Genomic DNA, 13,129 nt, shown 5'->3' on the forward strand with positions numbered 1-13,129 from the left:
GGGCTCAGTCCGTCAGCGGCGCGACGTCGACGCTGACCTCCATCGCCTGCGCGCCCGAGCCGAGCACCACGCCGTCGACCGGCGCGATCTCGGCATAGTCGCGCCCGATCGCGACGACGACATGGTCGCTGGCCATCCAGATGCCGTTGGTGGGGTCGAGCCCGATCCAGCCGCGCGCGGGGCCGCACCACAGCAGCACCCAGGCATGGGTGGCGTCGGCGCCGACCAGCCGCTCCTGCCCGGGCGGCGGCAGCGTGCGGATATAGCCCGAAGCATAAGCGGCGGGCAGACCGGCGGCGCGCAGTCCGGTGATCATCACCTGGGCGAAATCCTGGCACACGCCGCGGCGCTGGCGGAACGCCTCGTGCGGCGGCGTGTCGACCAAGGTGGCGGCGGGATCGAAGACGAAGTCGCGCTGGATCCGCCGCGCCAGCGCGATCCCCGCCTCCAGCGCGTTGCATCCGGGGGCGAGATCGGCGCGGCAATAATCGGCGATCGCGGGATCGAGCGGGATCAGCGGCGAGGGGAAGAGATAGGCCGCCGGTCCCGCCGCGGAGAGGTCGTTAGAGGACCGCGCCAGCGCCGCCACTTCGGCGAGCGACGGGTCGTCCGCCTGCGGCACGGGCACGGCGCGATCGATCGTGACGCGCGCACGGCTCTCGATCGTCAGCGAGCGCACCGGCTCCTCGATCACCAGCCGCGCGACATGCGCCAGCCCCGCCTCGGCCCGCGCCGGGTGGACGCGCCCCGCCGGCGCGACGGTCAGCGTGTAGGACTCGACCCGCTGCCCGGGCCAGTCGATCGGGCGCAGCCGCAGGTTGCAGCGCGCGAACTTGACCGCATTGCCATAGTCGAAGCGGGTGACATGGACGATGTCGTAGCGCATGGCCTGGCCCGCGTCGGCGGCGAGCGGGGCGGGCGCGAGCACGTCGCTCATGCCAGCGTCAACCCGCCCGCGCGCAGCGGCTCGGCGCCCTGCAGGAAGTAGCGTCGCGCCACCGCGTCGGACAGCCGCCCGAGCCGTTGCTCGATCGCGAGCAGCAGTTCGCCGGTCAGCGTCGCGGCCTGCTCGGGCGCGACCATCGCGTAGAGCTCGGTCGCCTCGATCTGCTGTGCCTCGGCCATGCCGTCGTCCTGCAGCACCGGCAGGCGGGCGAGATGGTCGCGGATCGCCTCGACCTGAAACATCAGCGCGCGGGGGTTGCCGGGATCGAGCACGACCAGGTCGAGCACGGGCACACGCGCGATCCCGGTGAGATAGCGCTGGCGGTAGCTGATCTGGCTGTCGCCGAGGTCGAGCAGCGTTGAGAGATCGTCGAGCGAGGCGCCGGTCGCGCCGAACACGCGCGCGGCGCGCGCGATCGCCTGCGCGCGCTCGATGCGGCGGCCGAGGTCGTGGAAGCGCCACGCCGCGGTCCGACCCATATGCTCGGCCGAGAGCCCAGCGATGGCGGCGTAGCGGCGCTGGAGCGAGCCGGCGCGGTCGAGCAGCCCGCGGTGGGTAGGGAAGGGCGCGTCGAGCAGCCGGATCATGTCGGCGGACAGCCGGTCACGCGAGCCGCCCGCGATCCGCTGCGCGTGCGCGTTGATCGCGGCGACCGACTGCCAGCCGTCGGCGCGCGCCTCCATCGCGGTGCGCGCGAAATGGGTGAGGTCGGCGCGGCGCAGCGACGGTGGCGAAGGCGCGGCGCCCGCACCGACCAGCTCGTTGACCAACTTGCCGACCGTCGCGGTGCCGAGCGCGGCGCCGGCGTCGGCGTCGATCGAGTTGCCCAGCATCACGCGGATCACCGCGAGCATCGCCTCGCCGCGCTCGAGGTAGCGGCCGAGCCAGAAGAAATTGTCCGCGACTCGGCTCGGCAATGTGCCCGGGTTGCGGCGGACGTGGAGCGTGTCGACCGCGGGCAGCAGCGACACGGGCGCGACCGGATCGCGGCCGTGGACGCAGACGTCGGCGGACCAGCTGCCCTCGCCCATCACCGCCGCGCGCGGGTCCGGGTGGGCGCCGATGCGTGCGAAGCCGCCGGGCATCACCTGCCAGCACCCGTCGCGGTCGCGTGCGGCGAAGACCCGCAGCGTGAAGGGGCGCGGCTCCATCCGGTCCGCGATCACGACGGGCATGGTCGAGAGGCGGACGATCTCCTGCCCGACATAGTCCTGCGGTCGCGCCGCCATCGCCTCCAGTAGCGCGGCCCGCTGCGCCTCGGACAGGTCGGCACCCGCCACCGGCGCCTCTCCGGGCAGGCCGAGCGTGCGCGCGCCGAACGCGGAGGAGAGCAGCAGCGAGGGCAGCTCGGCGGCGACATGCTGCGCCTCGCGCGGCTGGCCGCACCACCAAGTGGCGATGTTGGGCAGGATCAGGTCCGCACCGGTGAGCCGAGTGGCGAGCTGGGGCAGGAAGGCGCCGAAGGCGGCGCTCTCCAGCACCCCCGCGCCGGGCGCGTTGGCGAGCACGACATTGCCCGCGCCCCAGGCGTCGATCAGGCCGGGCACGCCGATGCGCGAGTGCGAGTCGAAGGCCAGCGGGTCGAGCAGCCGCGGGTCGAGCCGCCGCCACAAAGCGTCGACCCGCTTGAGCCCGCCGATCGTGCGCACGTACAGCCGGTCCTCGAGCGCGGCGAGGTCGTCGCCTTCCACCAGCAGCAACCCCAGGTAGCGCGCGAGATGCGCCTGCTCGGGATAGCTGGGATTGTAGCGGCCGGGGGTGAGCAGCCCGATCCGCGGGTCGCTGCGTCGGCACGCGGCGGCGAGCCCGTCGCGGAAGGCGGCGAAGAAGGGGGCGTGGCGGCGCACGTTGAGCCGGCCCTGCAATCCGCCGAGCGTGCGGCTCACCGCCAGCCGGTTCTCCAGCGCATAGCCCGCGCCGGTGGGTGCGCGCAGCTGGTCGGCCAGCACGCGCCACTCGCCCGAGGGCCCACGCCCGAGATCGACCGCGACGAAGCGGAGGTGGTAGCCGCCCGGCGGCGTCAGGCCGACCAGCGGGCGGAGGAAATAGGGGCTGCCGGTGACGAGCGTGGCGGGCAGGTGGCCGCGCTCGACCAGCTGCGCCGCGCCGTACAGGTCCTGGAGGATCGTCTCGAACAGATCGGCGCGCTGGGCGACGCCGCGCTCGATACGCGCCCATTCGTCCGCCTCGATCAGCAGCGGGATCGGGCTGACCGGCCAGGGCCGCTCGCTGTCCTCGCCGATGATGCGGAAGCCGGTGCCGATGTCGGCGGCGTGGCGCTGCACCCGCTCGCGCGCGTGGCCGAGGTCGTCGCCCGCAACGGCGGCGAGTTCCTCGAGCATCGCCAGCGCTGCAGCGGCGTCGCCCGCACGCATCGCATCGTCGGCGGCGCCGCCGTAATCATCGAGCCAGCGGCGGGCGTTCGTCCCGGCATCGAACAGGGCAGGCTGGGTCGCCACTCGGTCCTCCGTGCGCGGGCGGGGACGACCCTAGGCGATGCCGCGGTGCAGTGCAAAGCCGCGGCGCAATGTTTCAGCGCGCCACCGGCGGGGCGGGGAAGGCGAGCACCGCGCCGGTATAGCGCTCAACCACCGCGCTGATCGGCGCGCCGTCGGGGAGCAGCAGCACGGCACGATTCTCGATCACCGTGTCGGCGACGTCGATCTCGGCGCGGTGCGGCCAGCGCCAGGAGGGTAGCGTTTCCCAGCGCCGCGGTAGCGGCGACCACAGGTGCTGGCTCGTCAGCGTGTAGCGGCGGAAATGGAGCGGCTGTGCGGCACGGCCGAACGGCGTATCGCTGGTGTCGAGCTGGCGGTTGATGTCGGGCGTGAGCCGCGCCGGAACGTACCAATTGTCCGCGTCGGACAGGACGTGCTGCCCGCAGCGCAGCCGGACGTGGCGGTAGCCGACCCGCTCGGTGGCGGAGACCTTGAGCAGGGTGCGGACCTCGGGCGGGGCGGGGCGCTCGTCGCCGCGGATCCGCTCGGCCTTGATCTTGGGGTCGGCGGCCATCTGATGCTCGGCGCACCAGCCGTCGAGCACCAGAGTCGCGCTCTCGCTGGACGCGAGCCGCTCGCTCAGTGCGTGGAGCGCTGCGTCGGCGGCGAGCCGCCCCTGCACCGTGCCGACCCAGGAGGGAGGGAGCGTCGTCGCGGCCGCTGGCGCGACGGCGGACGGGAGGAGGGCGAGGCTGAGCGGGTGGTACATGAGACCACTATAACGTGATCCGACCGCGCGAGCTCGCTGTGGCCCCAGATCCTCCCCGGCACGGGGAGGGGGACCATGCGCAGCATGGTGGAGGGGGGGCGCCGCGAATGCTGCGCTGCGTGGAGAGCCCCCTCCACCACTCGCCTACGGCGAGCTGTCCCCTCCCCGCTAGCGGGGAGGAGCTGCGACCATGGGAGCGGTCCCGCTCTCACCTCTCACACCTCGGGCAGCGCCTGGTCCGCCACGCCCCAGCCCTTGAGCGAGCGGCCGTTGGCGCGCGCGATCAGCTCGGCCGCATCGCCGACGTGCCAGCGCGCCGCGGTGTCGAGGTCGCGCAGCTCGGTCCAGGACACCGGCGCGGCCACCGGTGCGCCGGCGCGCGCGCGCGCGGCATAGGGCATGATCGCCGTCGCGCCGCGCTGATTGCGCAGATAGTCGATGAAGATCCGGCCCTTGCGCTTGGCCTTGCTCATGTTCGCGACGAAGTGTTCGGGCTCGGCCTGCGCCAGCGCGCGCGCGAACCGCTCGGCGAAGTCGCGCACCGCCGGCCATTCCGCCGACGGCGTCAGCGGCACCACGACATGGACGCCCTTGCCGCCCGACAGCAGCGGGAAGCTCGTCAGGCCCAGCTCGGCGAGCTGCTCCTTGAGATGCTCGGCGGCGCGCTTCGTGGCGGCGAAGTCGAGATCCTCGTCGGGGTCGAGGTCGAACACCATGCGATCGGGCCGTTCCAACGCTGTCACGGTCGAGCCCCAGCCGTGGAACTCGATCGTTCCCATCTGGACGCAGGCGACGAGGCCGTCCGCCGAGTCGACGTAGAGGTAGTTCTCGGTCGAGCCGTCCTTCTCGCGGATCGGCACCTGGTGCACGGTGTCGCCGAACGAGCCGGCGTCGTGCTTCTGGAAGAAGCAGTGTTTGGCGCGCCCCTGCGGGCAGCGCACCAGGCTGATGGGGCGGTGTCCGACCCAGGGCAGCATGATCCCGGCGACCGCAAGATAATGATCCGCGAGGTCGCCCTTGGTCACCTCGCTCTCGGGGAAGATGAGGCGGTCGCGGCTCGACACCTTGATCGAGCTGGTCGGCGCCGCGGCGGCCTTCGGCGCGGGTGCGGGCCGCTCCACCACCACCTCCGCGGCGCTCTTGTCGCCGCGCAGGCCGAGGAAGCTGGGGTGGCGCAGCACGCCCTCGGGCGTGGTCTCGGTGAAGGCGATCTCGGCCACGAGCTTCGGGCTGACCCAGCGCGCGCCGCGTACCGCCGCGCGCGGCGCCGCGACCGTGGGCGTCTTGCGCTCGAGCTTCTCCAGCTTGGCGGTCAGCTCCTCGATCAGCGCGCCCGAGAAGCCGGTGCCGACCTTGCCGGCGTAGCGCAGTTCGCCGCTCTCGTTGACGCCGAGCAGCAGCGAGCGAAAGCCGCGGCGCTTGTCCGACGGTGTCCAGCCGACCACGACGAACTCCTGCCGGCGCGTACATTTCACCTTGAGCCACGCCTGGGTGCGCTTGCCGCGATAGGGCGCGTCGGCCTTCTTCGAGACCACGCCCTCGAAGCCCTCGCGGCACATGGTCTCGAACAGTTGCTCGCCGGCGCCGATGACGTGCTCGGCGAATTGGAGCCGCTCCTCGCCGACACCCACCAGCGCGCGCAGCTGCTCCTTGCGCTGGACGTTGGCGAGCCCGCGCAGGTCCTCGCCGTCCTGCTCGAGCAGGTCGAAGGCGAAGAGCGTCATCGCGCCGCCCCCGCTGATCGCGTCCTTGAGCGTCGAGAAATCGGGACGCCCATCCTTGAAGGCGACGATCTCGCCGTCGATCAGCGCGCTGCCGACCGGGAGCGCGGCGGCGGCCGAGGCGATGCCGGCGAACTTGTCGGTCCAGTCGAGGCCGTTGCGCGTGTAGACCTTGGCCTGCGCATCGGCGACCGCGACGAGCGCGCGATAGCCGTCGTACTTCACCTCGTGGATCCAGTCGCTGCCGCTCGGCACCGCGTCGACCAAGGTGCAGAGCTGCGGCGGCTCATAGGCGGGCAGGGCGGCTTTGCGCGCGCGGCTGGCGGGCTTGGCCTTGGCTCTGACAGGCTTCGCTCTCGTCGCGGCGGCCTCCTCGTGCGGCGGCGCACTCTCGGCGATCTCCTGCATCGCGCGGCCGGTGGCGACGCTGGTCAGCGCGGTCTCGACCAACGTGTCGGTGCCGCCGGCGTAGGCATCGTCGATCTTGCGCAGCAACCAGTTCTCGTTCTTTTCCTTCCCGCGCGGGCGCAATCGGATGAGCAGCCACTCGCCCCTCATCCGCTCGCCGTCGAGCACGAAATGGAGGTGGCCCTTGTCGAGGTCGCGCGCGCTCTTGCCCGCGATCGGCGACCAGGTGCCGCGGTCCCACAGCATCACCGTGCCGCCGCCATATTCGCCCTTGGGAATTGTCCCCTCGAACTTCGCATAGGAGAGCGGATGATCCTCGGTGCGCACCGCCAGCCGTTTCTCGTTCGGATCGAGGCTGGGGCCGCGCGTCACCGCCCAGCTCTTGAGCACGCCGTCTATCTCGAGCCGGAAATCCCAGTGCAGGCGCGTGGCGTCGTGCTTCTGCACCATGAAGCTGTTGCCGTTGCCGGGTGCGAGCGTGCCGGCGGGCTCGGCGGTGCGGCTGAAGTCGCGCTTGGCGTTGTAGCGCGCGAGCGGGTCGGTGGGGGACGGCTTTTCCTCGCCCTTCTTCCTCGTCACGCGACCCAATCCTCAAGTGGGTGGCTGCTGCGATAAGCAATCGCCTCATCAACTGGCGTCATCCCGGACTTGTTCCGGGATCCACCGTGCCGCGTACTCAGGCGGTGTTGCTCGCGCGGACGAGTGGATCCCGGACCAGGTCCGGGATGACGGAGGAGGAGAATGACACTCACGCGCTCTTCTTCGCGGCCGGCTTCCTAGCCGCGGGCTTCTTCGCTGGCGCGCGCTTCGTCGCCGGCTTGGCCGCGGTTTTGCCAGCGCCCGCGTTCTCGTTGGCAGCGCCCCGCGACCCCTCCATCGACTTCTTCAGCGCCGCCATCAGGTCGACCACGTTCGAGCCCGAGCGCCCGCCACCCTCGTCCTTGTCCTCGATGATCTTGCGCCCGTGCGCCTTGCGCTTGCGCTCGATCAGCCCGCGCAGCGCGTCGACGTAGCGGTCGTGGAACTCCTGCGGGTCGAACGCGCCGCTCTTCTTCTCGATCAGCGCCTCGGCCAGATCGAGCAGCTCGGGGTCGGGCTTCTCGTCGGGGATGTCGCGGAAATAGCCCTGTGCCTTGTTGACCTCGTCGGCGTAGCGCAGCGTCTCCAGCACCATGCCGCGCCCGCACGGCTTCAGGCTGACGACGTACTCGCGCCCGCGCATCGCCAATTGCCCGAGACCGACCTTCTTGGTCCGCCGCAGCGCCTCGCGCAGCACGATGAACGCCTCCTCGGCGAGATCGTCGGCGGGGACGACGAAATAGGGCTTCTCATAATAGAGCACGTCGATGTCGCTGGCGTCGACAAACTGGGTAAGCTCCAGCGTCTTCTTTGACTCGAGCTTGACCGCGTCGATCTCGTCCTGCTCGAGCAGGACATATTCGCCCTTTTCGACTTCGAAGCCCTTGACGATCTCGTCGGTGTCGACCGGGCCCATGCCCGGCACCACCTTCTCATACTTGATCCGCTTGCCCGAGGGTTCGTGGATCTGGTGGAAGCTGACCTGCGCGCCCGACTTGGTCGCCGAGTAGATCTCCACCGGGATCGACACCAGCGCGAGCCGGATCTGTCCCTGCCAATATGCCCGCGCGGCCATGTCGTTTCCCTTGTTCCGGAGGCGATTCAATCATTTGCCGCCAGACGGGTTCCCTCGACGCGGGTCACGCCCGATCGGGCGTGGAAATCGCGGCCCTTTTCGCCTAGATGCGCGGCATGGCCGACGATCCGATCGCGCTCTTCGACCGCTGGCTCGCCGAGGCGGAACAGAGCGAACCCAACGACCCCAACGCGATGGCGCTCGCCACCGCGGATGCCCGCGGACGTCCGTCAGCGCGCATGGTGCTGCTCAAGGGGCACGGCCCCGATGGCTTCGTGTTCTACACCAACCGCGGCAGCCGCAAGGCGGAGGAGGTCGGCGCCAACGCCCAGGCCTCGCTGCTCTTCCACTGGAAGTCGCTGCGCCGTCAGGTGCGCGTCACCGGCAGCGTAACTCGCGTCAGCGACGCCGAGAGCGACGCGTATTTCGCCTCGCGCGGTCGCGACTCGCAGCTCGGCGCCTGGGCCTCGGACCAGTCGCGCCCGCTCGACTCGCGCGCTACCTTCGAGGCGCGCGTCGAGGCGATGCGCGAGCGATTCGACGGGCAGGACGTGCCGCGCCCGCCGTTCTGGGGCGGCTATCGCGTCGCCGCCGAGGAGATCGAGTTCTGGCAGGACCGCGCGCACCGGCTGCACGAGCGGCGCCTGTTCACCCGCGCGGGTGACGGCTGGAACGAGGGGCTGCTGTTCCCATGACCAACGAGGAACGCCGTCGCGCCGTTCCCTTGGCGATGCGCGCCGCGCTCGCCAGCGTGGCGATGGCCAGCTCGCTGCTGGTGGTGAAGGGCTATGCCGCCTGGCACACCGGCTCGGTCGCGATGCTGGGCAGCTTGGCCGACACCGGGCTCGACCTGCTCGCCAGCCTGGTGACGCTGTACGGCGTCAAGCTCGCCGCCGAGCCCGCCGACCACGACCATCGCTTCGGTCACGGCAAGGCCGAGGCGCTCGCCGCGCTGTTCCAGGTGGTGCTGATCACCGCCTCGGCGATCGGCATCGCGGTGCGCGCGATCCAGCGCTTCTCCGCGCCTGCCGCCAACGAGGACGCGGGGCTGGGCATCGGCGTGTCGGTGCTCGCCATCCTCGCCACCTTCGCGCTGCTCGCCTATCAGCGCAGCGTGATCCGGCGCACCGGCTCGGTCGCGATCCTCGCGGACAACGTCCATTACCAGTCGGACGTGCTGCTCAACGTGGCAGTGATCGCGGCGCTGGTGCTCGACCAATATGTCGGCCTGTCGGGGGCGGACCCGGTGTTCGGCATCGCCATCGCTTTGTGGCTCGCCTGGGGCGCGTTCCAGGCGTCGAGCCAGGCGATCGACATGCTGATGGACAAGGAATGGCCCGAGGACCAGCGAGCCGCCTTCATGGAGGTGGCCGCGCGCCAGCCCGGCATCCGCGGCATCCACGATTTCCGCACGCGCCGCGCCGGCAGCCACGATTTCGCGCAGTTCCACATGGAGGTCGATCCGAGCCTCACCGTCCGCGACGCGCATGACATCGTCGAGCGGGTGGAGGTGGCGCTGCGCCAGACCTTTCCGCGGGTGGAGACGCTGATCCACCTCGACCCCGAGGGGCATGTCGATACCGACAACCCGCTGGTGGAGGCCGACGTCACGCCGCACTGGTTCGGCAAGCGAGTAGGCTATTGATGCGCATCCCTTTCGCCCAGATCGACGCCTTCGCCGACGCGGCCTTCGCGGGCAATCCGGCGGCGGTAATGCCGCTGGCGAGCTGGCCCGAGGACAGGCTGCTCCAGCAGATCGCCGAGGAGAACAATCTCAGCGAGACCGCCTTCCTCGTCCCCGACGCGAGCGGCGAGAGCGACTTCGAGCTGCGCTGGTTCACCCCCGCCGCGGAGGTGGCGCTGTGCGGCCATGCCACGCTGGCGAGCGGCCATTTTGTGCTCTCGTCGGATGGTGACCGCGACTCGGTGCGCTTCCGCACGCGGCAGGCGGGCGTGCTCGAGGTCGCGCGCGCGGACGGCGCGGTGGGCGCGAGCTACGCGATGGCGCTGCCGGCCTGGAAGCCGACGCCACGCGCGCTGCCCGAGATCGTCGCGGCGCTCGGTGTCGACGCGGTCGAGACCTTGTGGTACGAGAAGGGCTACGCGCTCGTGATCGTCGCCGACGAGGCGGCGGTGCGGGCGGCGGCGCCGGACGGGCGTGCGATCAAGGCGCTCGGGCCGTTCGTCCATATCGTCGCGGCGCGCGGCGAGACCGCCGACGTGGTCAGCCGGGTCTTCACAGACTATTTCGACATCCCCGAGGACCCGGTGACGGGCTCCGCGCACGCGGTGATGGTGCCGTACTGGGCGGAGCGGCTCGGCCGCGACTCGTTCGGCGCGTTCCAGGCGAGCGCGCGGGGTGGGCGCGTGGGCTGCCGGCTCGACGGCGACCGGGTGATCCTGCGCGGCGATTGCGTGACCGTGATCGAGGGTACGTTCCTCCTCCCCTGATGTTCGTCCTACAATGAGGGAGAGGGGCGCCTTCAGGGCGCGATCGTTCTCGTGCGTGCTACGCCGTCTTTCGCCGTCGTGGGTTGGTCGAGGCTTCTACTCACTTGTTTTCCGATCGGAGCAGTGTAGATTGGCGATGACGGCGCGAGGCGCCGCCTATCTGAAGGGGATCGGAGTTGATGAAGAAGATCGTCGCCGGTGCGACCGGGATCTGCCTGGCGCTGGCGCTCGCCGCCTGCGGTTCGAAGACCAGCAACGACACCGCCGCCAACGACACGCTGGCGAATGAGACGGTGCTCAACGAGGAGCTGCCCGCCGACGGCAACTTCGCGTCGGTCGGCAACGGCACCGACCTGGGCGCGCTGCCCGCCAACGCGACCGGCGACAATGTAAGCGCCACCGCCGGCAACACGCTCTGATCCGAGTTTCAGCGCCCCTCCCACGGGCGCCGCACCGAACCGTCTAGTGCTCCCTAGACCAACCTACGCCCGGCGCTCCCCCGCGCCGGGCGCTTGTTGTTGGCGCCTTGAACGCCATTCCGGTCGGAGGCACCGGCGCGTCGATCGCGCGCTTGCCCCTGCGTCGGCGGCTGAGTAACCGCGCAACGAGCCTCCGCAGTCCGGGACCGAGCGTGCCATATCCCGAGCAGTGCCGTCCGCGCCGCGCGCCCAACGTGCTGCCGCGACTGATCTATTTCTGGCGGTTCGGGCGGCTGCCCGATCTTGCCGCACCGCGCCGCTTCAGCGAGTTGGTGTATGCGCGCAAATTGTTCGAACGCGACCCGCGCTGGCCCAAACTCGCCGACAAGGTCGCGGTGAAGGCGCATGTCGCCGCGACGCTGGGCGGCGAGTGGGTGATCCCGACCCTGTGGCATGGCACCGCGCTCCCCGACACGCCGCCCTGGCCGCGCCCGTTCGTGCTCAAGTCCTCGCACGCGAGCCAGCAGAACGTGTTCGTTCGAGACGGGGAATCGCTCGACTGGGCGGCGGAGCGGCGTCGCGCGGCGCGCTGGCTGCGCCGGCCCTATGCGCCGCTGCTGCATGAGTGGCTCTACTCGGAGATTGCGCCGCAACTGCTGGTCGAGCCGCTGATCGGCTGCGGCCGGGTGCTGCCCGTCGACTATAAGTTCTTCGTGTTCGGAGGGCGGGTCGAGTTCATCCAGGTCGATCTCGACCGCGAGCATCGCCACCGCCGCGTGATGCTGGACCGCGCATGGCGCCGGCTCGACCTCGCCTTCGAGTTTCCCGCCGATCCGCGCCCGGTGATGCCGCCGGCGTCGCTCGACCGGATGATTGCGGCGGCCGAGACGCTGGGCGCACCGCACGATTTCGCACGAATAGACCTCTATGACGTCGCCGGCCGGCCGTATTTCGGCGAGTTCACGCTCTATCCCGGCTCGGGGCTCGATCGCTTCCGGCCGGTCAGTTGGGACCTCCACTTCGGCTCCTATTGGGCCGAGCGTCAGTCCGCGCCCTGTCAGGCAGCGAGGCGGTACGGCTCGTCAGCGATCGGGACGATCGGCACGGCGACCGGCGCTACGGCAGCACAGGTGCGCTCGGCGCGGCGATGGCTGATGATGAGGTAGACGAGCGAGAACATGGGAGATCCTAAGGTTGATGCTGCGGTGCAGCAATAGCCGTCATGTGGTCAACGCCTGGTTAGCGCGCAATTGCAAGTTGACGCGTCGCCGTTGCAGCAGGCGCAACCGCGCGAGCGATGGCGGGCAGTGCGAGCGGCAGGCCGGCGAGCCACACCGGCGCGAGCATCAGCCCCCAATAGCTGTTCTCGGGCCGCCCGATCAGCAGCGTGGGTACCAGCAACGTCACCAAGGCGAGAGTAACGCGGCGTGTATAGCCCGACGAGTTGCTCACCCAGCCGTAGAGCGCGAGCGGGACGCAGACGGCGGTGGCCGCTGTCGGGAAGAGTGCGAGCGGCGTGGTGGCGCGCGCCATCGCGAGATCGAAGCTCCAGCCGCCCGCGCGAACCCATCCTTGCGACACCGCGTCGCCCGGCCGCAGTATCGCAGCGACCGCGCTCGCATGGGCCGTGAGCGCGATAACGGCGGCGGTCGCGGCGGCCGCCCATCCCAGCGCCTCGTCATGCCGCCGCTCGAGCACCGCGGCGAACGCCATCGCGACGAGATACGGGAGCGCCAACTCTCGGAAGAGCGCGGCGGCGAGCCCAAGCAGCGCGGCGACCCGCCAGCGGCGCTGGTCACGCGACGCGAGCGACAGCGCCACCAGCAGCCCCGCCCAGCACTCGGGCCAGAGCGCGACCACGGCATTGGCCAGCGGCAGCGCGGACGCGGCGGCGATCGCGCTGGCGCCGCCCCAGAGGAGACGTGGGCCGATCGTCGCGCGCAGGCGATAAGCGAAGGCCATCGCAGCGAGCAGCGCCAGCGCGCGCAGCGCCCACAGAGCGCCCTGCGCGCCGACCAGACGATAGATCCAGGCACGCGTCGGTAGCCGCACCGCGACGAAGGGCTTCAGCGGGAAATCGCGGGCGCGATGTTCGGCGGCGACCGCGGCGTAGTAACCCTGCCCATCGGCGACGCGGCGGTCGATCGCGCGATACAGCGCGGCGTCACCGTTCGAGGCGGTGGCGGCAGGGTGCGCCGTCGGCGGGGCAGGGGAGAGCAGGCCAATCGCGATCAGCATTATCGTCGCCGCCAGCAGCAGCCGCGCGACGGCACGGGGCGGCAGTGCGACAGGAAACGAGAACGAGGCGGGCACGCCGGCACAT

Annotated in this window: 11 protein-coding genes; 5 read left to right on the top strand and 6 right to left on the bottom strand. The window is 70.9% G+C overall.

Annotation, left to right across the window (positions count from 1 at the left end; all coding sequences use genetic code 11):
* Nucleotides 1-4 precede the first annotated feature (4 nt).
* From FHY03_RS15500 to FHY03_RS15520, 5 genes are all read right to left on the bottom strand, one after another.
* A complete protein-coding gene (locus tag FHY03_RS15500; protein ID WP_183923736.1) occupies nt 5-886 on the bottom strand; it encodes a transglutaminase family protein in 882 nt (293 codons plus the stop codon).
* A gap of 47 nt (nt 887-933) precedes the next feature.
* Nucleotides 934-3,405 (bottom strand): circularly permuted type 2 ATP-grasp protein, encoded by a 2,472-nt coding sequence (locus tag FHY03_RS15505; protein WP_311721903.1) that lies wholly within the window; start codon nt 3,403-3,405, stop codon nt 934-936.
* 73 nt (nt 3,406-3,478) lie between these two features.
* Nucleotides 3,479-4,153 (bottom strand): hypothetical protein, encoded by a 675-nt coding sequence (locus FHY03_RS15510; protein ID WP_183931624.1) that lies wholly within the window; start codon nt 4,151-4,153, stop codon nt 3,479-3,481.
* Nucleotides 4,154-4,368: 215 nt separating this feature from the next.
* Nucleotides 4,369-6,861 carry a DNA ligase D gene (gene ligD, locus FHY03_RS15515; RefSeq protein ID WP_183931625.1) on the bottom strand — a complete coding sequence of 831 codons (2,493 nt, stop codon included), beginning with the start codon at nt 6,859-6,861 and terminating at the stop codon, nt 4,369-4,371.
* Nucleotides 6,862-7,030: 169 nt separating this feature from the next.
* Nucleotides 7,031-7,936 carry a Ku protein gene (locus FHY03_RS15520; protein WP_183923573.1) on the bottom strand — a complete coding sequence of 302 codons (906 nt, stop codon included), beginning with the start codon at nt 7,934-7,936 and terminating at the stop codon, nt 7,031-7,033.
* Nucleotides 7,937-8,052: 116 nt separating this feature from the next.
* On the opposite strand from FHY03_RS15520, the gene pdxH reads away from it, so the two are divergent.
* The 5 genes from pdxH (at nt 8,053) to FHY03_RS15545 (ending at nt 11,972) form a co-directional block, all read left to right on the top strand.
* Nucleotides 8,053-8,631, top strand: coding sequence for a pyridoxamine 5'-phosphate oxidase (pdxH, locus tag FHY03_RS15525; RefSeq protein ID WP_183923565.1), 579 nt, complete (start codon nt 8,053-8,055; stop codon nt 8,629-8,631).
* Entirely contained in the window at nt 8,628-9,581 is a 954-nt protein-coding gene (locus FHY03_RS15530) for a cation diffusion facilitator family transporter (RefSeq protein ID WP_183923563.1), read from the top strand. The genes pdxH and FHY03_RS15530 overlap by 4 nt, the downstream gene beginning before the upstream one ends.
* Complete coding sequence (locus FHY03_RS15535) at nt 9,581-10,387, top strand: PhzF family phenazine biosynthesis protein (RefSeq protein WP_183931626.1); 807 nt, start codon at nt 9,581-9,583, stop codon at nt 10,385-10,387. The genes FHY03_RS15530 and FHY03_RS15535 overlap by 1 nt, the downstream gene beginning before the upstream one ends.
* Nucleotides 10,388-10,566: 179 nt before the next feature.
* Nucleotides 10,567-10,806: a hypothetical protein gene (locus FHY03_RS15540; protein ID WP_183923559.1), complete on the top strand. Its 240-nt coding sequence runs from the start codon at nt 10,567-10,569 to the stop codon at nt 10,804-10,806.
* Nucleotides 10,807-11,018: 212 nt separating this feature from the next.
* Complete coding sequence (locus tag FHY03_RS15545; protein ID WP_311721908.1) at nt 11,019-11,972, top strand: ATP-grasp fold amidoligase family protein; 954 nt, start codon at nt 11,019-11,021, stop codon at nt 11,970-11,972.
* A gap of 73 nt (nt 11,973-12,045) precedes the next feature.
* On the opposite strand, the gene FHY03_RS15550 is transcribed toward FHY03_RS15545, so the two are convergent.
* Nucleotides 12,046-13,119 (bottom strand): hypothetical protein, encoded by a 1,074-nt coding sequence (locus FHY03_RS15550; RefSeq protein WP_183923557.1) that lies wholly within the window; start codon nt 13,117-13,119, stop codon nt 12,046-12,048.
* Between the last annotated feature and the right edge of the window lie 10 nt (nt 13,120-13,129).

It is taken from the genome of Sphingomonas sp. BK345 (genome assembly GCF_014193845.1).
In the GTDB taxonomy this organism is placed as follows: domain Bacteria; phylum Pseudomonadota; class Alphaproteobacteria; order Sphingomonadales; family Sphingomonadaceae; genus Sphingomonas.

Bases quoted from the DNA above. Each gene is read 5' to 3' on its own strand.
- FHY03_RS15510 (WP_183931624.1), bottom strand. From the start codon at position 4,153: ATGTACCACCCGCTCAGCCTCGCCCTCCTCCCGTCCGCCGTCGCGCCA.
- pdxH (WP_183923565.1), top strand. From the start codon at position 8,053: ATGGCCGACGATCCGATCGCGCTCTTCGACCGCTGGCTCGCCGAGGCG.
- FHY03_RS15520 (WP_183923573.1), bottom strand. From the start codon at position 7,936: ATGGCCGCGCGGGCATATTGGCAGGGACAGATCCGGCTCGCGCTGGTG.
- FHY03_RS15540 (WP_183923559.1), top strand. From the start codon at position 10,567: ATGAAGAAGATCGTCGCCGGTGCGACCGGGATCTGCCTGGCGCTGGCG.
- FHY03_RS15535 (WP_183931626.1), top strand. From the start codon at position 9,581: ATGCGCATCCCTTTCGCCCAGATCGACGCCTTCGCCGACGCGGCCTTC.
- FHY03_RS15500 (WP_183923736.1), bottom strand. From the start codon at position 886: ATGCGCTACGACATCGTCCATGTCACCCGCTTCGACTATGGCAATGCG.
- FHY03_RS15530 (WP_183923563.1), top strand. From the start codon at position 8,628: ATGACCAACGAGGAACGCCGTCGCGCCGTTCCCTTGGCGATGCGCGCC.